Source organism: Paracoccus liaowanqingii (assembly GCF_004683865.2).
Lineage (GTDB): Bacteria > Pseudomonadota > Alphaproteobacteria > Rhodobacterales > Rhodobacteraceae > Paracoccus > Paracoccus liaowanqingii.
On the sequence record NZ_CP038439.1, the window covers coordinates 1,688,657 to 1,713,364 of the forward strand.

Annotated in this window: 22 protein-coding genes; 6 read left to right on the top strand and 16 right to left on the bottom strand. The window is 68.9% G+C overall.

The window, feature by feature from the left end; all coding sequences use genetic code 11:
- Positions 1-55: 55 nt before the first annotated feature.
- The 5 genes from E4191_RS08200 to E4191_RS08220 all read right to left on the bottom strand — a co-directional run bounded on the left by E4191_RS08200 (position 56) and on the right by E4191_RS08220 (position 2,759).
- A complete protein-coding gene (locus tag E4191_RS08200) occupies positions 56-625 on the bottom strand; it encodes a F0F1 ATP synthase subunit B (protein WP_135312978.1) in 570 nt (189 codons plus the stop codon).
- Positions 622-1,263 carry a F0F1 ATP synthase subunit B' gene (locus E4191_RS08205; protein ID WP_135312979.1) on the bottom strand — a complete coding sequence of 214 codons (642 nt, stop codon included), beginning with the start codon at positions 1,261-1,263 and terminating at the stop codon, positions 622-624. Before E4191_RS08205 ends, E4191_RS08200 begins: the two co-directional genes overlap by 4 nt.
- A 76-nt stretch (positions 1,264-1,339) precedes the next feature.
- On the bottom strand, positions 1,340-1,576 hold the full coding sequence (locus E4191_RS08210; RefSeq protein ID WP_090743205.1) for a F0F1 ATP synthase subunit C: 237 nt from the start codon (positions 1,574-1,576) through the stop codon (positions 1,340-1,342).
- An 83-nt stretch (positions 1,577-1,659) separates the two neighbouring features.
- On the bottom strand, positions 1,660-2,409 hold the full coding sequence (locus E4191_RS08215; RefSeq protein WP_228461176.1) for a F0F1 ATP synthase subunit A: 750 nt from the start codon (positions 2,407-2,409) through the stop codon (positions 1,660-1,662).
- A gap of 2 nt (positions 2,410-2,411) precedes the next feature.
- Complete coding sequence (locus tag E4191_RS08220; protein ID WP_135312980.1) at positions 2,412-2,759, bottom strand: AtpZ/AtpI family protein; 348 nt, start codon at positions 2,757-2,759, stop codon at positions 2,412-2,414.
- A gap of 198 nt (positions 2,760-2,957) precedes the next feature.
- On the opposite strand from E4191_RS08220, the gene E4191_RS08225 reads away from it, so the two are divergent.
- From E4191_RS08225 to E4191_RS08235, 3 genes are read left to right on the top strand one after another with little or no spacing between them, the layout of a single operon-like run.
- Complete coding sequence (locus E4191_RS08225; RefSeq protein ID WP_135312981.1) at positions 2,958-3,314, top strand: ArsR/SmtB family transcription factor; 357 nt, start codon at positions 2,958-2,960, stop codon at positions 3,312-3,314.
- On the top strand, positions 3,298-4,176 hold the full coding sequence (locus E4191_RS08230; protein WP_135312982.1) for a PfkB family carbohydrate kinase: 879 nt from the start codon (positions 3,298-3,300) through the stop codon (positions 4,174-4,176). The genes E4191_RS08225 and E4191_RS08230 overlap by 17 nt, the downstream gene beginning before the upstream one ends.
- The gene (locus tag E4191_RS08235) at positions 4,173-5,090 is read left to right on the top strand and encodes a pseudouridine-5'-phosphate glycosidase (protein ID WP_135312983.1); all 918 of its coding nucleotides are present in this window, start codon (positions 4,173-4,175) and stop codon (positions 5,088-5,090) included. Before E4191_RS08230 ends, E4191_RS08235 begins: the two co-directional genes overlap by 4 nt.
- On the opposite strand, the gene E4191_RS08240 is transcribed toward E4191_RS08235, so the two are convergent.
- The 5 genes from E4191_RS08240 to E4191_RS08260 all read right to left on the bottom strand — a co-directional run bounded on the left by E4191_RS08240 (position 5,087) and on the right by E4191_RS08260 (position 12,561).
- On the bottom strand, positions 5,087-6,151 hold the full coding sequence (locus tag E4191_RS08240; RefSeq protein WP_135312984.1) for a patatin-like phospholipase family protein: 1,065 nt from the start codon (positions 6,149-6,151) through the stop codon (positions 5,087-5,089). The genes E4191_RS08235 and E4191_RS08240 overlap by 4 nt on opposite strands.
- Positions 6,152-6,253: 102 nt before the next feature.
- Complete coding sequence (prfB, locus tag E4191_RS08245; RefSeq protein WP_135312985.1) at positions 6,254-7,381, bottom strand: peptide chain release factor 2; 1,128 nt, start codon at positions 7,379-7,381, stop codon at positions 6,254-6,256.
- 167 nt (positions 7,382-7,548) lie between these two features.
- Positions 7,549-10,095: a penicillin-binding protein 1A gene (locus E4191_RS08250; RefSeq protein ID WP_135312986.1), complete on the bottom strand. Its 2,547-nt coding sequence runs from the start codon at positions 10,093-10,095 to the stop codon at positions 7,549-7,551.
- A 109-nt stretch (positions 10,096-10,204) separates the two neighbouring features.
- Positions 10,205-11,431 (bottom strand): N-acetylmuramoyl-L-alanine amidase, encoded by a 1,227-nt coding sequence (locus tag E4191_RS08255; protein ID WP_135312987.1) that lies wholly within the window; start codon positions 11,429-11,431, stop codon positions 10,205-10,207.
- On the bottom strand, positions 11,428-12,561 hold the full coding sequence (locus E4191_RS08260; RefSeq protein WP_135312988.1) for a pyridoxal phosphate-dependent aminotransferase: 1,134 nt from the start codon (positions 12,559-12,561) through the stop codon (positions 11,428-11,430). Before E4191_RS08260 ends, E4191_RS08255 begins: the two co-directional genes overlap by 4 nt.
- A 178-nt stretch (positions 12,562-12,739) precedes the next feature.
- On the opposite strand from E4191_RS08260, the gene E4191_RS08265 reads away from it, so the two are divergent.
- Complete coding sequence (locus E4191_RS08265; protein WP_135312989.1) at positions 12,740-13,492, top strand: DsbA family protein; 753 nt, start codon at positions 12,740-12,742, stop codon at positions 13,490-13,492.
- Positions 13,493-13,669: 177 nt separating this feature from the next.
- Here the strand turns inward: E4191_RS08265 and E4191_RS08270 are convergent, their stop codons facing one another.
- The 6 genes from E4191_RS08270 to E4191_RS08295 form a co-directional block, all read right to left on the bottom strand.
- The gene (locus E4191_RS08270) at positions 13,670-15,103 is read right to left on the bottom strand and encodes a mannose-1-phosphate guanylyltransferase/mannose-6-phosphate isomerase (RefSeq protein WP_135312990.1); all 1,434 of its coding nucleotides are present in this window, start codon (positions 15,101-15,103) and stop codon (positions 13,670-13,672) included.
- Positions 15,104-15,338: 235 nt separating this feature from the next.
- Positions 15,339-18,953, bottom strand: a complete 3,615-nt coding sequence (locus E4191_RS08275; RefSeq protein WP_135312991.1) for a vitamin B12-dependent ribonucleotide reductase — start codon at positions 18,951-18,953, stop codon at positions 15,339-15,341.
- 415 nt (positions 18,954-19,368) lie between these two features.
- Entirely contained in the window at positions 19,369-19,923 is a 555-nt protein-coding gene (locus E4191_RS08280) for a 5-formyltetrahydrofolate cyclo-ligase (RefSeq protein WP_135312992.1), read from the bottom strand.
- Entirely contained in the window at positions 19,920-21,323 is a 1,404-nt protein-coding gene (gene mgtE, locus E4191_RS08285; RefSeq protein ID WP_135314389.1) for a magnesium transporter, read from the bottom strand. Before mgtE ends, E4191_RS08280 begins: the two co-directional genes overlap by 4 nt.
- A gap of 35 nt (positions 21,324-21,358) precedes the next feature.
- Positions 21,359-22,144 (bottom strand): inositol monophosphatase family protein, encoded by a 786-nt coding sequence (locus E4191_RS08290; protein ID WP_135312993.1) that lies wholly within the window; start codon positions 22,142-22,144, stop codon positions 21,359-21,361.
- A gap of 148 nt (positions 22,145-22,292) precedes the next feature.
- The gene (locus E4191_RS08295; RefSeq protein ID WP_135312994.1) at positions 22,293-22,652 is read right to left on the bottom strand and encodes a helix-turn-helix domain-containing protein; all 360 of its coding nucleotides are present in this window, start codon (positions 22,650-22,652) and stop codon (positions 22,293-22,295) included.
- Positions 22,653-22,842: 190 nt separating this feature from the next.
- Between E4191_RS08295 and E4191_RS08300 the strand changes: the two genes are divergently transcribed.
- Positions 22,843-23,814, top strand: a complete 972-nt coding sequence (locus E4191_RS08300) for a zinc-binding dehydrogenase (RefSeq protein ID WP_331459572.1) — start codon at positions 22,843-22,845, stop codon at positions 23,812-23,814.
- Positions 23,815-23,939: 125 nt separating this feature from the next.
- A complete protein-coding gene (locus E4191_RS08305; protein ID WP_135312995.1) occupies positions 23,940-24,686 on the top strand; it encodes a Bax inhibitor-1/YccA family protein in 747 nt (248 codons plus the stop codon).
- The last annotated feature ends 22 nt before the right edge of the window (positions 24,687-24,708 follow it).

Below are 24,708 nucleotides of genomic sequence, written 5' to 3' on the forward strand. Positions count from 1 at the left end.
AAGGCCCCCGGTGCATCCGCACCGGGGGCCCTGCCGCGTCACTGTCCGTTGACTGTCAGTTCAACCGGCGCGCCACGTCTTCGATGGCGTCGTCGATCCCTGCCGAGCGTTTGCCGCTGCTGACCTGCTGCATGAGGATCTGGGTCGCGGCCGCCATGGCGGCCTGCACGGCACTGTCGCGCACGGCGCGGACCGCGTCGCTCTCGGCGCTGGCGATCTGGTCTTGCGCGCCCTGCAGGCGACGCTCGATCGAGCGGGCCAGATCGGCCTGGGCCTTGGCGGCCTGCGCCTCGGCCTCGCGCTTGGCGTTGGCCACGATCTGGTCGGCCTGGGTCTTCACCTCGCGCTGGCGACGCTCGTAGCTGGCATAGATCTCCTGCGCCTCCTCGCGCAGGCGACGCGCCTCGTCCAGATCCTTGCGGATCCCGTCGGCGCGCTTGTCCAGAAGGCCCGCGACCATCGCCGGAACCTTGAAGTACAGCAGCACGGCGATGAAGCCGATGAAGGCCAGCAGCACGATGAAGTCCGTGTTGCGCAGCGAGAAGAAGCCGTAATCCCCGGTCGCGGCAGCGGCGGGACCCGCCGCCAGAGCCGAGGCGGTCAGGATGGCGATCATGCGGGTCATTGCACGGCCCCTTTCATGCGCCCGTCCAGGGCTGACGAGATGGCCGCGTCATCCGCCTGCCCGCCGAAGCTGCGGACCAGTTCGGCGGTGACGTCGCGGGCGACCTCGCGCGCGCTGGCATCGGCCGAGACGCGGATCTCGCGGATGCGCGTCTCGGATTCCGCGGTGCGGGCGGCGATTTCGGCATCGGCCTTGGCGATGGCGGCATCCAGCTGGCCCTGGATCGTGGCGCGGTTCTGCGCGACGATGCCCTGAGCCTCGGTGCGGGCATCGGCCAGCGCCTTGTCGTAGGCGGCCTCGGCCTCGCGGGCCTTCAGCTTGAATTCCTCGGCGGCCATCAGGTCGCCGGTGACGGCGCCCTGGCGGTCCGACAGCACCGCCGCGATGCGCGGCAGGGCCACGCGCGACAGCACCAGATACAGGACCACCAGCGTGACGACCAGCCAGAAGATCTGGTTGCCGAAGGTGGTCATGTCCAGCTGCGGAAGACCCACAGCCTCGACGTCTTGGCCCACGCCGGGGCGCACGCCCTCGGTCCCGGTAACCACGACGTTGCTCGTCGCGGTGTCGTCGACGACGACCGCTCCGTCAGATTGTCCGACCGCAGTGGTGGCGGCCTCTTGCAACAGGCTGAACATATCCTACCCCATGGCCTTTGAACGAACGAAGGGGCGGGGGGTCAGCCCCCCACCCCGCCGCAAGGATGGCGATGGATCAGACCGCAAACATCAGCAGAAGCGCGACGAGGAACGAGAAGATCCCCAGGGCTTCGGCGAAGGCCATGCCGATGAACAGCGTGGCGGTCTGGCCGGCGGCGGCCGACGGGTTGCGCAGCGCGCCTGCCAGGAAGTTCCCGGCCACGTTGCCCACGCCCAGAGCGGCAAAGCCCATGCCGAACGCGGTCAGGCCGACGCCGATGTACTGGCCCAGTTCTGCGATATCACCAGTCATATTAAGTCTCCTTGCGATTGGTAGTTTGGCGATGAAGGGGAATGCGGGCCCGTCGGGCGGATCCGCGTGTAAGGCGGCGTCCGTCAGTGCGACGGGTGCAGCGCATCCTTGAGATAGACGCAGGTCAGGATGGTGAAGACATAGGCCTGCACGAAGGCGACGAGCACCTCGAAGGCATACATCCCGATGACCGCGACGATGGCGATGGGGGCGACGGCGGCGATGGCCGCGAAGCCTGCGAAAACCTTGATGACCGCGTGACCGGCGATCATGTTGCCTGCCAGACGAATGGACAGGCTGAGGGGGCGCACGAAGTAGCTGATGACCTCGATCACGGCCAGGATCGGACGCACGGCCAGCGGGGCTGAGCGGACCCAGAACAGGTCGAGGAAATGCGCGCCGTTCTTGACGAAGCCGATGATCGTGACCCCGAAGAACACCGCCAGCGCCAGAACGCCGGTGACGGCGATGTGCGAGGTGACGGTGAAGGCCATCGGCACCAGACCCAGCAGGTTGGCGAAGACGACGAACATGAACAGCGTCAGCACGTAGGGGAAGTAACGCAGGCCATCCTTGCCGGCGATGTCCTCGATCATCTTGTAGACGAGGCCATATGCCATCTCGGCCACGGACTGGGCGCGGTTCGGAACGATCGCCCGGCCCCGCGTGCCCATCACCAGAAGCGCGATTGCCGCCAGGGCGGTCAGCGCCAGCCACAGCGTCACGTTGGTGGGGGTGTACCAGGCGACCGCGCCGTCACCGAACAGCGGCCGGACCACGAACTGGTCCATGGGGTGGAATTCTAGGCCGCCGCCAGTCGCTTCCGTCGCCACGATCAATCCCTCTCGTCACTCTCCGGTCTGTCACCGGATTTTCGGTCCAACTCGGACGCGGTCCGCATCAAGGACTTGATGCCGGCCGCGAGGCCGAGGAAAATGAAGACGACCATCAGCAGGGGCGTCGTGCCCAGCAGATAATCCAGCCCGTAGCCGATCACGAACCCCAGGCCCAATCCGGCCACAAGCTCGATCACCATGCGCCAGGCCAGATTGGCCTGTTCGTACTTTCCCATCGGGCTGGGGCCCTTGGGCTTGGGTGTCAAGGCGGCCAGCTTGGCCTCCAGAGCGCGCAGTCGAGCCTCGTCTTGGGCCCGGTCCGGCGCGTCCTGGGGTTCTTCGGCCATGTTTTCCGCCCCCGACGCCGTTGGCCGGTGTCTAGGCGCTGGCGCCCCCCAAGTCAAGCAATGCAGCCCCCGAAGCAACCCGTTGATCGGCATGTCTTTTCTTGGCGCGCTCATTTCCCGGGGCCGGTTGCAATCACCGCCCGGCTGCGACATCATTCAACCGCCCGGTTGACCGTTCCCCGCACAAAGGCCCGCCCCATGACCCTGCCGCCCCCGCCCGACCGGCTGGATCTGATCTTTGCGGCCCTGGCCGACCCCACCCGCCGCCGCGTGCTGTCGATGCTCTTGGAGGACGACATGGCGGTCAGCGACGTGGCCCAGCCCTTCGAGGTCAGCCTGGCCGCCATCTCGAAACATCTGGGCGTGCTTGCAGCCGCCGGCCTGATCCGGCAGGAACGGCGCGGCCGGATCACCTGGTGCAAGCTGGACCCGGGGGGGATGCGCACGGCCTCGGTCTGGATGCAGGGCTTCGGGCAGTTCGACCCGGTGGATCTGGACGATTTCGAACGCTTCCTGCAAACCCAGATGGGGGATGACGATGACCAAGACGCCTGACGTGCTGTGCATCGGCGCCATGCTGTGGGACGTGATCGGCCGCGCCCCGCGCCGCATGGCGCCCGGCGCCGACGTGCCGGGCCGCATCCGCCACCTGCCTGGCGGCGTGGCGCTGAACGTGGCGGTCGCCCTGGCGCGATGGGGGCTGGTGCCCGCCGTCCTCTCCGCCGTGGGCCGCGACCCCGAGGGCGAGGCGCTGATCGCCCAGGCCCTGCGGCTTGGGGTGGTGACCGACCATCTGGCGCGCGACACCGGCCTGCCCACCGACTGCTACATGGGGATCGAGGACAGCGAGGGGCTGATCGCCGCCATCGCCGATGCCCACAGCCTGGAACAGGCGGGCGGCGCGATCCTGGCGCCGCTGGACGCCCTGCCCGGCTGGACCGGCCCCGTGGTGCTGGACGGCAACCTGACCGAGGATCTGCTGGCCGCCATCGCCCGCGATCCGCGGCTGGCGCAGGCCGATCTGCGCGTGGTGCCTGCCAGCCCCGGCAAGGCCGAACGGCTGGAGCCGCTGATCGCCGCCCGGCGCGGCTGCTTCTATCTCAACCGGCTGGAGGCCGAGATCCTGGCGGGCCGCGCCTGCCCCGACGCGGCGTCCGCCGCGCAGGCCGTGGTGGCGCGGGGGGCGGCGCGCGTGCTGGTCACCGACGGCCCCCATCCGGCGGCCGAGGCGATGGCCAACGGCCCGACACTGATCCACCGTCCCCCTGCCGTCACCGTGGCCCGCGTGACCGGCGCGGGCGACTGCTTCCTGGCGGCCCATCTGGCCGCCGAACTGACCCACCAGCCGCGCGATGCGGCCCTGCGGCAGGCCGTCGAGGCCTCGACCGCCCATGTTTCCGGAAAGGATGTCCCGTGACCCAAGCCCCGCTCACCTTCGCCCCCGAGGTCGCCGACGCGCTGGCCCAAGGCCGCCCCGTCGTCGCGCTGGAATCGACGATCATCACCCATGGCATGCCCTGGCCCCAGAACCTGGAGATGGCCGAGACGGTCGAGGCCACCATCCGCGAGGGCGGCGCGACCCCCGCCACCATCGCCGTGATGGGGGGCCGCATCCATGTCGGCCTGACGCCCGAGGCGCTGCGCGCGCTGGCCCAGACCCGGCCCGCGGATGCGATGAAGCTCAGCCGCGCCGATCTGGCCGTCTGCCTCGCCAATGGCCGCACCGGTGCCACCACCGTCGCCGCCACGATGATCTGCGCGCATCTGGCGGGCATCCGGGTCTTTGCGACCGGCGGCATCGGTGGCGTCCATCGCGGGGCCGAGGACAGCTTCGACATCTCGGCCGACCTGCAGGAACTGGCGCAGACCCCGGTGACGGTGGTGGCGGCGGGCGCCAAGGCGATCCTGGATCTGCCGAAGACCTGGGAGGTGCTGGAGACCTTGGGCGTGCCGGTCATTGCCTTCGGTCAGGACAACCTGCCCGCCTTCTGGTCGCGCGATTCGGGGCTGCGCGCGCCGCTGCGCATGGACGATCCCGCCCAGATCGCGGCGGCGGCGGCGATGCGGGCGGCCCTTGGCCTCAAGGGCGGGCAGCTGGTCGCCAACCCGATCCCCGTCGAGGCCGAGATCGCGCAGGACGTCATCCTGCCGGTGATCGAGCAGGCGCTGGCCGAGGCGCAGGCCCAGGGCATCGCCGCCAAGGCCGTCACGCCCTTCCTGCTGTCGCGCATCTTCGAGCTGACCGAGGGCCGGTCGCTCGACTCGAACATCCAGCTGGTGCTGAACAACGCGCGCCTCGCCGCGCGGATCGCCGCGGCGATGACCGCCTAGATCGGGCGCATGCTGGGAAACAGCGCGGCCAGATCGAAGCTGTCCTGGCGGTTCAGCTTGCCCGCGTGATCGTGCAGGAAGCTGTCGGCGGCGGTCTGGCCCGCCGCCTTCATCGCCGCCAGCAGGCCCGGGCGCGGCATGGTCTTTGACCGCGCCGACAGATCGTTCATCAGCGCATCGTCGTCGATCAGGTGCAGCAGCACGTTCTTCATCCCGTCGCCCTCCAGCCGTCCTTGGGCATAGAGGCGCTTGACGAAGTTGATGGCGCGCAGCTGCGCCATCAGCGAGCTGTTGAAGCTGACCTCGTTCACGCGGTCGGAAATCTCGACCGGGCTGCGCGGCAGCACGTCCCGCATCAGCGGGTTGATCGCCACGATCAGGATGTCGCGGGGCAAGGTCGTCCGGTAGAGCGGGAACAGCGCCGGGTTGCCGGTGAAGCCGCCATCCCAGAAGGATTCGATCTTGCCGGTGTCGGGGTCATAGATCTCGACCGCCTGGAACAGGGTCGGCAGGCAGGCCGAGGCCATCACCGCATCCGGCGTGGCCTGCGTGCCGGTGAAGACCTTGATCCGCCCGCTGCGCACATTCGTCGCGGCCACGTAGAAATCCGGCCCCGGCTCGCAGGCGAAGTCGGGAAAGGGCAGGTCGCGCAGCAGAGAGCCCAGGGGATTGACGTAGAAGGGCCCGTAGTCATAGGGGCTGAACAGCCGCGTCAGGTTGTCCATCCAGGCGGCGGGCGACACCAGTTCCGTCCAGCGCTGCATCCCGCGCGGCATCGGCAGAAGCGAGGACATCCAGCGCACCACGCGGTTGTCGCTCATGGCGCCGACCTCGGACCACAGCGCGTCCAGGTTCTCGCGCGCCGCCTGCCGCCCGCCTAGGCCCGCATGCGCCGCCAGCCCCGCCTTGAGCGCCGCGCCGTTCAGGGCACCGGCCGAGGTGCCGCTGATCGCCGCGACCTCCAGCCAAGGCTCGTCCAGCAGCCGGTCCAGCACGCCCCAGGTGAAGGCCCCATGCGCGCCGCCGCCCTGCAGGGCCAGATTAATGCGTTTCTGTTCCATCGCCAACCTTCCGGAATCGCTGCCTTTGCAACAGCATACCCCGGAAGATCGACCCGATCCATCACTGATGCTGCAGTGCAGCATTTCGGCGCAGGCGGGGGGTCAGTCGGTGGCGTTGGCCTCGGCGCGGCTCTTGCCCGCCACGTCCATCGCCAGCGTGGCCGCCATGAAGCGGTCCAGATCGCCGTCCAGCACGCCCTGCGTGTCGCTCGTCTCCTCCAAGGTGCGCAGGTCCTTCACCATCTGGTAGGGATGCAGGACATAGGACCGGATCTGGTTGCCCCAGCCCGCATCGCCCTTGGCGGCATGCTGGGCGTTCACCTCGGCGTTGCGGCGGTCCATCTCCATCTGGTACAGGCGCGACTTCAGCGCGGCCATGGCGTTGGCGCGGTTCTGGTGCTGCGACTTCTCCGACGAGGTCACGACGATGTTGGTCGGAAGGTGGGTGATCCGCACCGCCGAGTCGGTGGTGTTGACGTGCTGCCCGCCCGCGCCCGAGGACCGGTAGGTGTCGATGCGGATGTCTCGGTCGGGAATGTCGATCTCGATATTGTCGTCGACCACGGGATAAACCCAGATCGAGCTGAAGGACGTGTGCCGCCGCGCCGCGCTGTCATAGGGGCTGATCCGCACCAGCCGGTGCACGCCCGATTCCGACTTCAGCCAGCCATAGGCGTTGTGCCCGGTGATCTTGTAGGCGGCGCTGCGGATGCCGGTCTCCTCGCCCTGCGTCTCGGCAAGCAATTCGACCTCGTAGCCCTTCTTCTCGGCCCACCGCACATACATGCGCGCCAGCATGGACGCCCAATCGCAGCTTTCCGTGCCGCCCGCGCCCGCATTGACCTCCAGGAAGGTGTCGTTGCTGTCGGCCTCGCCGTTCAGCAGCGCCTCCAACTCCTTCTGCGCGGCGTCCTTGGCCAGCGCCTTGAGGTTCGCCTCGGCCTCGGTGACCAGGTCGGCATCGCCCTCGGCCTCGGCCAGCTCGACCATCTCGGCATTGGCCGACAGGTCGCTCTCGATCCGGCGATAGGTGTCGATCGCCTCGGACAGGGACTGGCGCTCGCGCATCAGCTTCTGCGCGCGGGCGGGGTCGGACCACAGATCGCCATCCTCGATCATGGCGTTCATCTCTTCCAGGCGATGGGGCGCGGTCTGCCAGTCCAGCCGCTGCCCCAGCAGGGACAGCGAGCGGCGGATGGCCTCGATGGTGGACTGCGTCTCGGCGCGCATGGGCGGGTTCCTTCGGTCTGGCGTCAGGTCCGGGGTGATACCGCGCCCCGCCGCCTTGGGCAAGACCGCCGCCGGGGCCGCCCTTGGCGCCGATGGAAGCCGAGCCTCCTGCATCGGTCTAGAAGTATCCCGGGGGGCTGGCCCCCCGGCGTCGCGGGACGCAAGCCTCAGTACAGCCCGCCCGAGGACATCGTCCCGAAATCCGTCCGCCCCGGGATCACCCGCGTCTCGCCGGTCGAGGTGGTGACCGAGGTCGCCGTCCCTGCCCCGGCCTCCCAAGGCAGGATCACCACGTCGTCGCCGAAGCCCGCGACGACATAGGGCGCCAGCCAGTCGGGATCCATCCCCTCGCGGAAATACTCGGCGATGACATTGGGGCCGCTGGCATCGTCGGACAGGCGCTGGCCGGTCAGGCGGTCGATCTTGACCCAGTAGCCGCCCGGAGGGACCTTGAATTCGGTGCCGCCATATTCGGCCACCGCCTCGCGCATGAAGGCGTTGAAGACGGGAACGCACAGCGTGCCGCCGAAGGCCCGTTCGCCCAGGGACCGCGGCTGGTCATAGCCGATATAGCAGCCCGCCACGATATTGCTGGAATAGCCGATGAACCACACGTCCTTGGCATCGTTCGTCGTGCCCGTCTTGCCCGCGATCGGCACCGGCAGATCGACGCCCGATCCCGAGCCGCGTTCCACCGCGCCCTCCAGCATCGATGTCAGCTGATAGGCGGTCACCGCGTCCAGCACCCTCTCGCGGTTGGTGTCGATGACCGGGCCCTGCCCCGCGGGCATCGCCTGCATCCCGCAGGTCTGGCAGACGCGCTGGTCGTGGCGATAGACGGTGCGCCCGCGCCGGTCCTGCACGCGGTCGACCAAGGTGGGCTCCACCCGCTCGCCGCCATTGGCGAACATCGCATAGGCCGCGACCATCTTGAACAGCGTCGTCTCCTGCGCGCCGAGCGCATTGGCCAGGAAGGGCGACAGAGCATCGTAGACGCCGAAGCTTTCGGCATATTCGGCCACCCGCTCCATCCCGATATCATCGGCGATGCGGATGGTCATCAGGTTGCGCGACTGCTCGATGCCGGTCCGCAGGGGCGTCGGGCCGTAATAGCGCCCGGACGAGTTCTGCGGCTCCCACAGCCCCTGGGGCGTGTTGATGCTGATGGCTTCGTCCACGACGATGGTCGCGGGGGTATAGTTGCTGTCCAGGGCGGCAGCATAGACGAAGGGCTTGAAGCTGGAGCCCGGCTGGCGCTGCGCCTGCGTGGCGCGGTTGAAGACCGAGCTTTCATAGGAAAACCCGCCCTGCATCGCCAGCACGCGGCCGGTGTTCACGTCCATTGCCATGAAGCCACCCTGCACCTCGGGCACCTGCCGCAGGGTCCAGCGCAGGAAGCTGCCATCGGCGTCGCTGGTCATGGCGCGCACCAGCACCACGTCGCCGGGCTGGACCAGATCGCCCGCGACCTGGGCGCGCGGGCCCAGCTGGCCGGTCTCGCGGTCCTGTGGACGGGCCCATTGCACGTCGGCGGCGGGCAGCCAGTGGCCGGGTCCGGCCTCCTCGATCCCCTCGATGCCGATCCGCGCATCGCTGGCGCCGACCTCCAGCACCACGGCGGGACGCCAGCCGGGGATGTCGCGCGGCAGGCGCAGATCCCACAGCGCGCCGCGCCAGGCGGCCTCGTCGGCCAGCGCCTCGGGGGCGACCGTCTCGCCGGTGCCGCGCCAGACGCCGCGATTGCGGTCGAAATCCTCCAGCGCCTGCTGCAGCGCCGTCGCGGCCTCGGTCTGCAGGTCCGGATCCAGGGTGGCGCGGATCGTCAGGCCGCCGCCGAAGAACTCGTCCTGGCCAAATTCCAGGCTCAGCTGGCGGCGGATCTCGTCGGTGAAATAGTCGCGGGGGGGCAGCTGGCGCTGGAACGAGGGGAAGTCGCCGTTCTGCACCGTGCGCAGCGGCAGCCGCGCCTCGGCCTCGTAGGTGGCCTGATCCAGATAGCCGTTCTGCCACATCTCGCGCAGGACATAGTTGCGCCGCTCGGTCACCCGCTCCTTGGCGCGGACGGGGTGATAGCGGCCCGGCGCCTGCGGCATGGCGGCCAGCATCGCGGCCTCGTGCGGAGCAAGTTCGGTCAGCGACTTGTTGAAATAGGTCTGCGCCGCCGCCACGATGCCGAAGCTGTTCTGGCCCAGGAAGATCTCGTTGACATACAGCTCCAGGATCTGGTCCTTGGTCAGCGTGCGTTCCAGCCGCGCGGCCAGGATCAGCTCCTTGACCTTGCGTTCGACGCTGCGGTCGCTGGACAGCAGAAAGTTCTTCATCACCTGCTGGGTGATGGTCGAGGCCCCGCGCACGCTGGACCCGCCCGAGGCCAGCGCCTCGTAGGCCGCCCCCAGGATGCCGCGCAGGTCATAGCCCGGATGGCTGTAGAAGTTCTTGTCCTCGGCGCTGACGAAGGCCTGCTTGATCAGGTCGGGCACCTCGTCGATCGGCACGAACAGGCGCCGTTCCTCGGCGAATTCGTCGATCAGCTGGCCTTCGGCGGAATAGATGCGGCTGATGGTCTTGGGCGCGTATTGCGCCAGCGTCTCGTGGCTGGGCAGGTCGCGCGAATAGATCCAGAAGATGCCGCCCACGGTCAGGGCCGCGAAGAAGGCGGCCGTCACCACCCAGGAGAAGATCGCACCGAAAAAGGACAGGATGACTCGCAGCACGGGATGGGGTCGCCTTTCGCAGCTTCGGGCCGTCTATAGCGAGGCCGCGCCCGCCGGTCAAAGCAACTGTGCGACAGTGCGGGACGGGGCCTGCGGGCACGGTGACCCGTCAGTGCCGCAACAGCCCCGCCCGCGCCTGCTCGTCGCGCCACCAGCCGGTCGTGGCCTCGGCCACCGCCTCGACCATGCGGGCGCGCCATTCGGGATCGGTCAGGTTGGCCAGGTCGGTCTGGTCCGAAATGAAGCCCAGCTCCAGCAGGACCGAGGGGATGTCGGGCGATTTCAGGACCGAGAACGCCGCCCCCTGCACCGGGCGTCCATGCAGCCCGATGCCCCGCAGCGCCATGCGCGAGGTCAGGAGCCGCGCGAAGGCCTCGGACCGGGGCTGGGTGTCCATGCGGGCGAAGTCCATCAGCGCCATGGCCAGCGCGTCGTCCTGCCCGCGCAGGTCCATCCCCGCCAGCAGGTCGTCGCGCTGATGGCGCAGCGCCAGCTGCGCCGCCGCCCGGTCGTCCGAGGCCGGGTTCCAGACATAGACCGTGGCCCCCGCCGCCTGCCCCTGCGGCAGCGCGTCGGCATGCAGCGACATCAGCAGATGCGACCCCGAAGCCCGGGCGGCGGTCATCCGGTCCTCCAGCCGCACATAGACGTCGCTGTCGCGGGTCATGGCGACGGTGACGCCCCGCGCCTCCAGCGCGTCGCGCAGCTCCTGCGCGAAGGTCAGGACCAGCGCGGCCTCGGTTTCCGCGCCCGCCTGCGCGCCGGGATCGAAGCCGCCATGGCCGGGGTCCAGCGTCACCGTCAGCCCCGGCGCGCGGGGCGGCGCCTCGGGCATCTGCGCGGGCTCGGGCAGGTTGCGCAGCGCCGCCGCGGCCGAGGGGCGGGGCGAGAAATCATCCGGCGCGACCGGCTCCAGCGCGACGCGCAGCCGCGCCTCGGGGCCTTGGGTCTGCAGGCCCGCGCGGGCCACGCGATAGGGGCCGGGCAGTTCGATCACCAGCCGCGACCAGCCGCGCCGGAAGCTGCCCCACCGGATCGCCGGGGCCATGTCATGACCGAACAGCTGCGCCGGGTCCTGCCCGGTCAGGTCGACGCCCTGCAGATCGACCACCAGCCGCGCCGGATCGCCCACCAGGAAGGCCCGCCACGGCACGGGCCGGTCCAGCGCCAGCTGCAATTCCAGCGCCTCGGGACCGAAGACGCGCTGCCACCAGCCCGCCGGCGCAGGCGTCAGGGCCGATCCGCCCAAGGCCAGCCGCGCGGGTTCCGCCTGCGCCGCCTGGAACGGCATGGCCAGCAGCAGGACCAGCAGCAGAAGAAGGGCGCGAAGCCTCATCGCGCCGCCATGAAGGCGGTCAGCCGGGCCAGCCCCTCGGCGATGTCCGCCGTGGCGCGGGCATAGGAGAAGCGCAGCGTCCGCGCGCCCCGGTCAGGATCGAAATCCAGGCCCGGCGTGACCGCGACGCCTGCCTTTTCAAGGATCTCCGCCGCGAAGTTCAGCGAATTGTCGGTCAGGTGCGAGACGTCGGCATAGATGTAGAACGCCCCCTCGGGCGGGGCGATGCGGTCGAAGCCCGCGCGCGGCAGCCCCTCCAGCATCAGGCGGCGGTTCTCGGCATAGACGGCGCGGTTCGCCTCGGCCTCGGGGATGCAGTCCAGGGCGGCCAGCGCCGCGACCTGGCTGGCATGGGGCGGGCAGATGAACAGGTTCTGCGCCAGCCGTTCCACCGTGCGCACCATGTCGGGCGGCACAACCATCCAGCCCACCCGCCAGCCGGTCATCGAGAAATACTTGCTGAACGAGTTCACCACCACGACCTCGTCGGTCACCTCCAGCGCGGAATGGCAGCGATCGCCATAGGACAGCCCGTGATAGATCTCGTCCGAGATGACGGCCATGCCCCGCGCCCGCGCGGCCTCCGTCAGGGCCGCCAGTTCCGGCACCGTCAGCACCGTCCCCGAGGGGTTGCCGGGCGAGGCGAGGATCAGCCCCTCCGCCTCCGGCAGGTCGCCGGGACGCGGCTGATAGCGGTCCTCGGCCCGGGTCGGGATCCCCACAGGCGTCAGCGACATGGCCCGCAGGATCTGGCGATAGCTGGGATAGCCGGGGAAGCCCATCGCCACCCGGTCCCCCGCATCGAAGAGCGCGGAAAAGGCCAGGATGAACGCCCCGCTGCTGCCCGGCGTCACCACCACGCGGGCCGGGTCCAGATCGACCCCGTACCAGCGCCGGTACAGATCCGCGATCCCCTGCCGCAGCGCCGGCAGGCCAAGCGCCACCGTATAGCCCAAAGGCTGTTCCAGCGCCGCCGCCAGCGCGCGGCGCGCGCCCTCCGGGGCAGGCGTGCCGGGCTGGCCCACCTCCATGTGGATGATGTGGCGGCCCGCCGCCTCGGCCTTGGCGGCAGCCGCCATGACGTCCATCACGATGAACGGGTCTACCTGTCCGCGCAGGGAAGATCGCATGGCTCGGCCTCTTCTTTTTGGCATGGTGATAGCGCGGGACGCGGCGACGCTCCAGTTCTTTGCGCAGGCGATCGTCGCGTCGCGGGGGGCGTCACGGGGGCGTGTTCGTACCATTCTTGCCAAAGCCCCCCGCCCCGGTCCAAGCTGCGCGCGACACGAACTGGAAGGTCTTTCCCGGATGACACGCCTGACCGCCGCCCTTCTGCTGAGCGCCAGCACCGCGCTTGCCACGCCCGCGCTGGCCTTCGACATCACCGCCATGACCGACGAGGAACAGGCGGCCTTCGGCGCGGCCGTGCGCGATTACCTGGTGGAGAACCCGCAGGTCCTGATCGAATCGATCAACGTGCTGGAAACGCGCCAGGCCGAGGCCGGGGCGCAGAACGACCTGACGCTGGTGGCGGACAACCGCGAGGCGCTGTTCGATGACGGCTACAGCTGGGTCGGCGGCAATCCCGAGGGCGACCTGACCATGGTCGAGTTCATCGACTATCGCTGCGGCGTCTGCCGCCAGTTCAACCAAGAGGTCTTCGACGCCGTCGAGGAAGATGGCAACATCCGCCTGATCCTGAAGGAATTTCCGATCCTGGGTGAGGACAGCGAGATGTCTAGCCGCTTCGCCATCGCGGTCCACCAGATCGCCGGCGACGAGGCCTATCTGCGCGCCCATGACGCGCTGATGGAGATGCGCGCCCCCGCCTCGCTGGCCGCGCTGAAGGGCATCGCCCGGGACATCGACGTCGATGGCGACGCGATCGAGGCGCATTTGGCGACCGAGGCGGTCACATCGGTCCTGCGCCGCAACCGCGAGCTGGGCGAGACCATGGCGATCGAGGGCACCCCCACCTTCGTCATCGGCGACCAGATGCTGCGCGGCGTGCCCCGCGCCGGCGTGGCAGAAACCATCACCCGCATCCGCGAGACGATGTAGCCGAGGGTTGCCGTAGACCGCGGTTTGGTCGGGGCTGCGCGATCCGTGACCTGCTGGCGACATCGTCGGCGCCCGGCTTTGCGAGCGACCGCTGCCCGCCGAGGCAATGTCACAAGGCCATGGTCCTGATCTTGCAGGCGGAGACCGGGACAGGATCGCCCTGCCCCCGCCCCTCCCTCAATCAGCCGAGCTGCGGGAATAGACGTCCTCGTAGCGGATGATGTCGTCCTCGCCCAGATAGCTGCCGGTCTGCACCTCGATCAGCACCATCGGCACTTTGCCGGGATTCTCCATCCGGTGGACGGCGCCCAGGGGGACGTAGATCGACTGGTTCTCGGTCACCAGCGTCACGCTGTCGTCGACGGTGACCCGCGCGGTGCCCGACACGACGATCCAGTGCTCGGACCGGTGCACATGGCTCTGCAGCGACAGCGCCGCGCCGGGCTTGACCACGATGCGCTTGACCTGGAAGCGGTCGGCCAAGGCCAGCGTCTCGAACCAGCCCCAGGGGCGGTGGTCGCGGGGGAACGCTTCGGCCTGCTTGGCGCGCTTGGCCTTCAGCGCCGAGACCGCCAGCCGCACGTCCTGCGCCCGGCTGCGGTCGGCCACCAGCACCGCATCCGAGGTCGCCACGACCATCAGGTCGCGCAGCCCGATCCCCACGACCTTCAGATCGTCGCTGTCCGAGCGCAGCAGCACGTCCTGGCAGTCGATGGCCGTCGAATTGGCATCCGCCACCACGCCATGCTCGGACGGCGCGTGATCCAGCGCCTCGCGCCAGACCGCGTCCCAGCCCCCCAGATCCGACCAGCGCCCCGAGAACCGCACGACGGTCAGGTTGTCGGCCTTTTCCATCACCGCATAGTCGATGGAGTTGTCCTCGACCGTCAGCCACGGCGCCTTGGCCAGTCGCAAAAAGCCCAGATCCAGCTTCGCCTCGTCCAGCGCCTGCCCGACCGGGTCCAGATAGGCGGGCGCATGGGCGCGGAACGCCGCGATCATCACGCGGGCGGAAAAGAGGAAGATGCCCGCGTTCCACAGGTAGGTGCCCGCCTCCAGCATCTGGCCCGCACGATCCGCGTCGGGCTTCTCGACGAAGCGCGCCAGGGGCTGCGGACCCGCGCCGGTCGAGGCCAGCTCCAGATAGCCGTAGCCCGTCTCGGGGCGGTCGGGGGTGATGCCGAAGGTGACGATCCGGCCCTGCCGCGCGGCCTCGGCCCCCTCGGCCACGGCGGCGGCGAAGGCCCCGGCGTCGGGGATCACGTGGTCCGAGGGCGCGACCAGCACCAGCCCCTCGGGGTCGGTTTCGGCCACCATCAGGGCGGCGGCCAGGATCGCGGGGGCGGTGTTGCGCCCGGCGGGCTCGATCACGATGCGCCCGGCCGCGATGCCCGCCTGTTCCAGCTGCTCGGCCACGATGAAGCGGAAGTCGGAATTCGTCATCACCACCGGATCGGCAAAATCCGGTCCCGACAGGCGCCGGGCCGAGGCCTGGAACAGCGTCTCGTCGCCCGTCAGCGCGGCGAACTGCTTGGGAAAGCTCTTGCGCGACACGGGCCACAGCCGCGTCCCCGACCCGCCCGCCATCAGAACCGGTGTAATCTTGGTCATTGCAGTCTCCCTTCGGGCGGGCCCGCCCCTTGTCCCGAACATGGCGCAGCCGGTCCGACACCACCACTCAAGGGCGAGTCGCCGACCGCGTCAAGGCATGCCCATGGCCCTAGCCCGAACGCATCGCGACTTCCATCCGATCTTGCGCCCTGCCCCCGGCATCGTGACCGAAAAGACCCCTCTACGCGCGGGGGCGTCGGGGGGCCGGTCGGGTCGTCGCGTGTCGCAGCCCGTGTCAGCTGCAGCCGCTGGTGCCGCCGCAGGTGTTGCACTTCATGCAGGTGCCGTTGCGGACCAGCGTGTAGTTGCCGCATTCGCCGCAGGGATCGCCCTCGTAGCCCTGCATCCGGGCCTTGGCGCGCAGGTCCATGCCGGTCTGGAAGACCGCCGCGCCCTCGGCCATGCCGGTCGCCACGGCGGCGGTCGCGACCCCCGCCTGCAGCGCCATCAAGTCCTGCGGCATCCGCTTGCGCAGGTATCCGGCGCTGCTGATCTGCTTGAGCATGGTCAGCGACTTCAGCTCGGACTGGCGGGTGGCGGGGGCGCTGCGGCCCTCGTCCTCGCCGCCGCCCAGATCGTCGAAGCTGGCGCCCAAGGGCTTCACATGCGCCAGATCGGTGCGGTCCAGATAGCTGACCGCCAGTTCGCGGAACACGTAATCCAGGATCGAGGTCGCGTTCTTGATGCTGTCATTGCCCTGCACCATGCCCGCAGGCTCGAAGCGGGTGAAGGTGAAGGCATCGACGAACTCCTCCAGCGGCACGCCGTATTGCAGGCCCACCGACACGGCGATGGCGAAGTTGTTCATCATCGCCCGGAAGCCCGCCCCCTCTTTGTGCATATCGATGAAGATCTCGCCCAGCTTGCCGTCGTCATATTCGCCGGTGCGCAGATAGACCTTGTGGCCGCCCACGATGGCCTTCTGGGTATAGCCCTTGCGCCGCTGCGGCAGCTTCTCGCGGTTCGAACGCACGATCTCCTTGACGATGATCCGCTCCACGATCTTCTCGGCAAGCACCACCGCCTTCTCGTGGTTCGAGCCGGTGGCCAGGACCTCCTCGGCCTCCTCGTCATCCTCGACCAGCGCGCTTGCCAGCGGTTGGCTCAGCTTGGACCCGTCGCGATAGAGCGCGTTGGCCTTGATCCCCAGGCTGTGGGACAGCTCGTAGGCGGCCAGCGTCTCCTCGATCGAGGCGCTGGAATTCATGTTGATCGTCTTGCTGATCGCGCCCGAGATGAAGCCCTGCGCCGCCGCCATCATGCGGATGTGGCTGTCCACCGACAGATAGCGCGTGCCGGTCTTGCCGCAGGCATTGGCGCAGTCGAAGACGGCCAGGTGTTCGGCGCGAAGGTGCGGCGCGCCCTCCAGCGTCATCGTCCCGCAGACATGGTCGTTGGCGGCGTCGATCTGGGCGCGGGTGAAGCCCAGATGGCGCAGCAGGTCGAAGGTCGGATCGGCCAGCCGGTCCGCCGGGATGCCAAGCGTGCCGCGGCAGAAATCCTCGCCCAAGGTCCATTGATTGAAGACGAAGCGGATGTCGAAGGCCGAAGCCAGCGCGCCCTCGACCTTCTCGATCTCGCGCGGGCCGAAACCGTGGCCGGCCAGCGAGGCATGGTTGATCGCCGGGCAGTTGCCAAGCGAGGCGTGGCCCACCGCATGCCCGATGATCTCCTCGATCTGGGCCGAGGGATAGCCCAGCTTGGCCAGGGCCGCGGGCACGGACTGGTTGATGATCTTGAAATAGCCGCCGCCCGCCAGCTTCTTGAACTTGACCAGCGCGAAATCCGGCTCGATCCCGGTCGTGTCGCAATCCATGACCAGACCGATCGTCCCGGTAGGCGCGATGACCGTGGTCTGGGCGTTGCGAAAGCCATGCGCCTGGCCCAGGGCCAGCGCCTCGTCCCACGCAGCACGGGCCAGTGCGGCCAGCGCCGGATCGGGGCAGTTGGCGGCGTCCAGCGCCACCGGGGCGACGTTCACGCCCTCGCACTCCGTGCCATGGGCGGCGGCGCGGTGGTTGCGGATCACCCGCAGCATGTGGTCCGCGTTGCGCGCATGGCCGGGGAAGGCGCCCAGCTCAGACGCCATCTCGGCGCTGGTCGCATAGGCCACGCCGGTCATGATCGCCGACAGCGCCCCGCACAGCGCGCGGCCCTGATCGCTGTCATAGCCGAGGCCCATGTTCATCAGCAGCCCGCCGATATTGGCGTATCCCAGGCCGAGCGTGCGGAAGTCATAGCTGCGCTGCGCGATCTCCTTCGACGGGAACTGCGCCATCAGCACGCTGATCTCCAGCGTGACGGTCCAGAGGCGGCTGGCATGGACATAGGCGTCCGAGTCGAACCGGCCATCCGTCCAGAAGGTCAGCAGGTTCATCGAGGCCAGGTTGCAGGCCGTGTCGTCCAGGAACATGTACTCGCTGCAGGGATTGCTGCCGCGGATCGGCCCGTCCTCGGGGCAGGTGTGCCAGGCGTTGACCGTGTCTTGGAACTGGATGCCCGGATCGGCGCAGGCCCAGGCCGCGTGGCCGATCTGGTCCCACAGCTCGCGTGCGCTGACGGTCTTGGCGACCTTCCCATCGGTGCGGCGGATCAGCTCCCACGGGGCATCCTCGCGCACGGCGCGCAGGAAGGCATCCGTCACCCGGACCGAGTTGTTCGAGTTCTGGCCCGAGACGCTGACATAGGCCTCGGAATCCCAGTCCGTGTCATAGGTCGGGAATTCGATGCTGTCGAAGCCCTGGCGGGCATATTGCAGCACGCGGTTGATATAGGTCTCGGGGATCATCGACCGCTTGGCGGACCTGATCGCGGCCTTCAGTCCCGGGTTGGCGGCCGGATCGGTGGCATCCGCCGCCGCCCCGTCCCAAGCGCGGATCGCGGCGAAGATGCCGTTCAGCTCGCGCTCGTGCAGCTTGGAGCCCGCCACAAGCGAGGCGACCTTCTGCTCCTCGATGACCTTCCAGTTCACGAAGGCCTCGATATCGGGATGGTCCATGTCGCAGATGACCATCTTGGCCGCCCGCCGCGTGGTGCCGCCCGACTTGATCGCGCCGGCCGCGCGGTCGCCGATCTTCAGGAACCCCATCAGGCCCGAGGACTTGCCGCCGCCCGACAGCTTTTCGCCCTCGCCGCGCAGGGACGAGAAGTTGGTGCCGGTGCCCGAGCCATATTTGAACAGCCGCGCCTCGCGGACCCACAGGTCCATGATGCCGCCCTCGTTCACCAGATCGTCGCTGACGGACTGGATGAAGCAGGCATGGGGCTGGGGATGCTCATAGGCGCTGGTGGACGCCGTCAGCTTGCCGGTCCGGTGGTCCACATAGAAATGCCCCTGCCCCGGCCCGTCGATGCCATAGGCCCAGTGCAGGCCGGTGTTGAACCATTGCGGGCTGTTGGGCGCGGCCATCTGGCGGGCCAGCATGAAGCGCATCTCGTCGTGATAGGCGCGGGCGTCCTCCTCGGTGGTGAAATAGCCGCCCTTCCAGCCCCAATAGGTCCAAGCCCCGGCCAGCCGGTCGAAGACCTGCCGGGCGCTGGTCTCTCCGCCAAAGCGCTGGTCCTCGGGCAACTGCGCCAGCGCCGCCTCGTCGGCGACATGGCGGCAGAGGAAATCGGGGACGCCCTTCTCGCGCACCGGCTTCAGCCGCGCGGGCACGCCGGCGCGGCGAAAGTATTTCTGCGCGATCACGTCGCTGGCGACCTGGCTCCAGCCCTGCGGGACCTCGACGGCCTCGTTGCGGAACACGATGGTGCCGTCGGGATTGCGGATCTCGCTCAGCGTGGTGGTGAAATCCACGTCGCCATAGGCTCCGCCGGTCTGGGTGGTGAAACGCCGTTCGATCTTCATGGCCGACCTGTCCTGTTCCTGATCCCGCAGCCCGCGCAGCAGCACATCCCCGCCCACGGGCGGATGCGACGGGCCAACGGGCCCCCCGGGAATGCGAGACAGGCGACGGGCTTGGGGGTGGCCCCTCAAGGAACCACCATATCTTGTGCCACTATGGCGATGACACACAAACTGGCGCCAATCCGACTGTCATTCAACTGATTTATTTCAGCGCCGCGCCATCAAAATCCGTTGACAGAGGGGCATCGCGGGGACCGCCAGATTCGCACACAGCAGGGATGCCGCAGGCGGCGGCCACGCCGTGCCAAGGCGAATTTGCGCAGGCGATGCAGGGCCTTGCCGAAGGTTGTTCAGGACTTGTCCACAGGCTTATCCGGGGCTCGTCCCCAGGTTGCGCACAGCCGATGCGAAAACGTCACGCCCGGCGGGATTCTGCGCGGGGCCGGATCGGGCCCCGGTCGGTGACGATCAGGTCCAGCGGCTGGTCGAAGGGCTCCGCCGGGATCCGGGGCAGTTCCTGGACGGCGAAGGCCAGCCCCAGGGCCGTTACCGGCCCGGACTTCCGCAGCAATTCCAGCGTCCTGTCGTAGAAGCCGCCACCATAGCCAAGGCGGTTGCCCGCCGCGTCGAACCCCGCCAGCGGCACGATCAGCACCGCAGGCTGCAGGACCGGCGCCGATTCGGGCGGATGCGAGGTGCCGAAGGGCCCGGGCTGCAACGCGCCCCCCTGCCAGAGGCGGAAGACCAGCGGCCGGGCGGGGCCGGTGACCACCGGCAGGACCACCGGGCCGTCATGGCCGGCCATGCCGGGGCGCGGGTCGGCCTCGCCGCGCATCGGCCAGTATCCGGCCAGCACCGCGCCGGGATGGCCGGCCAGCGCCGCCGCCAGATGCCGGTCCAGCGCGCCCTGATCGCCCCCCGCCGCGCGGGCGGCCAGGGCACGGGTGCGAAGGGCGGCCTTGTCGGTCACGTCAGGACGCTGGAGGCAAGCCCGAGGAAGGCGAAGAAGCCCACCACGTCGGTCACCGTCGTCACGAAGGTCCCCGAGGCCAACGCGGGGTCGGCGCCCGCCCGTTCCAGCGCCAGCGGGATCAGGATGCCCGCCAGCGCGGCAATGGCCATGTTCACGATCATCGCGATGCCGATGACCACCGCCAGCGACACCCCGTCGAACCAGATCCACGCGACCACCCCCATGACGACGGCAAAGGCCAGCCCGTTCAGCAGCCCCACCGCCGCCTCGCGCCGCACCACGCGCCAGACGTTGCGTCGCCCCGACAGGCTGCGGGTGGCCAGCGCGCGGACCGCGACGGTCAGCGTCTGCGTGCCCGCATTGCCGCCCATGGACGCCACGATGGGCATCAGCACGGCCAGCGCCACGACCTCCTGGATGGTCGTCTCGTAGATGGCGATGACCAGCGAGGCCAGGATCGCCGTCACCAGGTTCACCATCAGCCAGGGCAAGCGCTGTCGAAGCGTCTCGGTCACGCTGTCCGAGATGTTGCTCTCGTCGCCCACGCCCGCCAGGCGCAGGATGTCCTCCTCGTGCTCCTCGTCCAGCACGGCCATCGCGTCGTCGATGGTGATGACGCCCACCAGCCGGTCGTCGCGGTCCACGACCGGGGCCGAGATCAGGTGGTACTGGTTGAAGACATAGGCCACGTCGCCTTCCTCGGCGAAGGCGCTGACGGTGCGGAAGCTGTCCTCGGCCAGGTCGCGCAGGGTCGCGTCCCGGCGCGAGGCCAAGAGGCGGCCAAGCGTCACATAGCCGGTGGGATGGCGGCGGGGATCGACCAGGATGACGTGATAGAACTGCTCGGGCAGCCAGTCCTCGGCGCGGATGAAGTCGATGGTCTGCGCGACCGACCAGTGGTCGGGGGCGGTCACCACCTCGGACTGCATCAGGCGGCCGGCGGAGTATTCGGGATAGGCCAGCGACTGGCGGACGGCGGCGCGGTCGCTGGCATCCAGCGCGGACAGGATCCGGGCCCGCTCGGGCTCGTCCATGTCCTCGACCAGGTCGACGACATCGTCGCTGTCCATCTCGCGGACGGCCTCGTCCACGACGTCGCGGGGCAGCAGCTCCAGCACCTCGTCGCGGATCGATTCGTCGATCTCGGACAGGATCTCACCGTCGATCTCGTCGGAATACATCGCCAGGAAGCGGCGGCGCCGGGCGGGGTCCAGCCGCTCGATCAGGTCGGCGATGTCGGCGGCGTGCATCGGCTCCAGCGCGGCGTTCAGCGCGGGGCGGTCGTCGGCGTCGATGGCCGCGTCGATCCGCGCCAGCAGATCGGCGCCGGGACCGTAACCGCCCTCGTCCCGATCGGACGGGGCCTTGCTCTGCTCGCGCTTCGGATCGTCGGCCATCATGCCCCCTGTCGGTGTGGTGTGGTTGGGGCCTTTCAGCCGTTCAGCAGATCCAGCGCGGCGCGGTGCAGCGGGGCCGAGCCCGCCGCGATGACCTGCCCGCCCTCTGCCGCGGGCCCGCCCTGCCAGTCGGTGACGATCCCGCCCGCCGCCTCGACGACGGCCAGCGGTCCGGCGATGTCATAGGATTGCAGCCCGGCCTCGATCACCAGATCGATCTGGCCAAGCGCCAGGAGGCCGTAGGCATAGCAGTCCAGCCCATAGCGCGTCAGCCGCACCCGGTCGGCGACGCGATGAAAGGCCGCCGCCTCGTCCGGGGTGCCGATCTGCGGGAAGGTGGTCAGCAGCAGCGCGCCGTCGATCCCCACGCCGGTGCGGGCCTGCAGGGCACGCGTCCCCAGGGGGCCGGTCAGCTGAGCCTGCCCCAGCCCGCCCTCGAAGCGCTCACGCAGATAGGGCTGGTCGATCAGGCCATAGAGGATCTTTTCCCCGTCCGAGAGGCCGATCAGCACCCCCCAGCTGGCCGCCCCGCACAGGAAGGCGCGGGTGCCGTCGATCGGGTCCAGGATCCAGGTCAGGCCGCTGGTGCCGGGGGTCGCGCCATATTCCTCGCCCAGGATCGCATCCTGCGGGCGGGTGCGGGCCAGAACCTCGCGCATGGCCCGTTCGGCGGCGCGGTCGGCCTGCGTCACCGGGTCGAAATCGGCGGGGCGCTTGTTGTCGGCTGCCAGATCGGCATGGCGGAACCACGGCAGGATGGCGTCGCGCGCGGCGTCGGCCATTTCATGCGCGGTGCGGATGATCTGCAAAGCGTCCTGCATGGCGGCCCCCTGATGTCCCGGTCCGGCCGGTGTAGCCGGTCCGGGGACAAGGGGCCAGACGTCATGAGGCGCCGGTCAGGGCTGTCGTCCGGCGATCACAGGGCGCGCGGGACGACGGCAGGGTCATGGGCCTTCCGGCGAAGGCGGCTCAGGCCGCGTCGGACAGGACGCGCGCCAGTTCGAAGATCTGGCGGCGCTGCGCCTCGGGCATGCCGTAATAGGCGCGCACCAGCTGCAGGGCCTCCTTGTCGGCGAAGATGTCGCCCTCGACCACGCCGGCCATGTCGCTGTCCATCAGGCCCTCGAAGAAGAAGCTGACCGGCACGTCGACCGCCTGCGCGATGTCCCACAGACGCGAGGCCGAGACGCGGTTCATGCCCGTCTCGTACTTCTGGATCTGCTGGAACTTGATCCCGACCTTGTCGGCCAGCTGCTGCTGGGTCATCCCGATCATCCAGCGGCGATGCCGAATGCGCTTGCCGACGTGAACATCTACACTGTGTTTCATTTAACCAATCCCCTGCAATCACAAGCGGCAGTACCCCGGAGATGCACAATTTTCGAGTGTCAAGTTTCGCAATCAGCGGTATTCTAGCCAAAAGGACAGGTCAGTTCAGCTTCTGGAACGGGTTGGCAGGGCAGGCCCGACCAGGAAGAACATGCAGCGAACCTTTCCGCAGCCCCATCCCGGAGGACAGATGACAGACCTGATTCGCGCCGCCCGCATCGACACCCTGGGCCACGATCCCGTCGTGGCCACCCTTCCCGCGCCGGTGGCCGGTCCCGGCCAGGTCCTGCTGCGCATGTCCGCCGCCGCGCTGAACTTTGCCGACCTTTTGCAGGCCAAGGGGCAGTATCAGGAACGCCTGGCCGCGCCCTTCGTCCCGGGGCTGGAGGGGGCGGGCACCGTCTTCGACTGCCCCCCCGGTTGCGGGCTTGCGCAGGGGATGCGGGTCGTCGTCTCGGCGCCCGCCACCATGGCGCAGGTGATCGCCGTCGATCCCGGCGCGGTCCAGCCCATCCCCGACGCGATGAGCTTCGAGCAGGCGGCGGGGTTCCAGGTGGCCTACGGGACCAGCCATCTGGCCCTGACCGCGCGCGGGCAACTGGCCGCGGGCCAGACGCTGGTGGTGCTGGGCCGCCGCGGGCGGCGTCGGGCTGACGGCGGTTCAGATCGGGGTGGCGCTCGGCGCCCGGGTGATCGGCATGGTGCGCGGCGCGGACAAGATGGCCCCGGTGCGCGAGGCCCGGCGCGCATGAGGTCATCGACGCCACCGCCTGCCCCGACCTGCGCGCCACCCTGCGCGAGATGGGCGGCGCCGATGTCGTCTACGACCCCCGTTGGCGCCGAGCCGGGCGAGGCCGCCTTCGGCGCGCTCCATCCCGGCGGGCATTTCCTCTCCATCGGCTTTGCCGCGGGCCGCCCGCCCGCGCTGCCGCTGAACCACGCGCTGGTCAAGAACATCACCATCCACGGCTTCTACTGGGGCAGCTATCGCAGCCTGGATCCGCAGGCGCTGAGGGCCAGCATGGCGGCCCTGTTCGACCTGTTCGCCGAAGGCCGCCTGCACCCCGTCGCCAGCGACATCCTGCCGCTGGACCGGGTGGCCGAGGGCTATGACCTGCTCCGGCAGGGGCGCAGCATCGGCAAGGTGGTCATCACCCTGTGAACACGGACGATTTGACGTGAACACGGACGATTTGACCTAGGAACGGCATTGAAATGCGCGCCGTTTCGCCCGATATTGGCAGCATAGTCGGGCCAGACCCGACACGACCTTTTGGGGAGACTTCGATGGCAGATTACAACACGTACCGTACCGCGCAGGGCGTCGGCACCCGCCAGGCGGTGGTCGATCAGGGCCTGCGGGCCTACATGAACAAGGTTTATGGGCTGATGGCGGTCGGCATGGGTGTAACCGCCGTCGCCGCCTTCGGGATCTCGACCGCGGCGGTGACGCCCACCGGCGAGCTGACCGGCCTCGGCGCCGCGATCTACACCTCGCCGCTGCGGTGGGTGATCATGTTCGCGCCGCTGCTGATGGTCTTCGCATTCGGCGCCGCGATCAACCGGCTGTCCGTCACGGCGGCGACCGGCATGTTCTACGCCTTCGCGGCCCTGATGGGCCTGTCGATCAGCTCGATCTTCCTGGTCTACACCTCGGTCTCGATCGTGCAGACCTTCTTGGTGACGGCCATCGCCTTCGCCGGTCTGTCGCTCTACGGCTACACGACCAAGAAGGACCTGTCGGGCTGGGGCACCTTCCTGATGATGGGCCTGATCGGCCTGATCGTCGCCTCGATCGTGAACATCTTCCTGCAATCCTCGGCGATGCAGTTCGCGATCTCGGTCATCGGCGTGCTGATCTTCGCGGGCCTGACCGCCTATGACACGCAGAACATCAAGAACACCTACCTGCAGATGTCCGGCTCGGATGCCGACTTCATCGGCAAGTCCGCGATCATGGGCGCGCTGCGCCTCTACTTGGACTTCCTGAACCTGTTCATGTTCCTGCTGCAGTTCATGGGCAACCGCGAGTAATCCTCGCCCGACCCCACCGAAT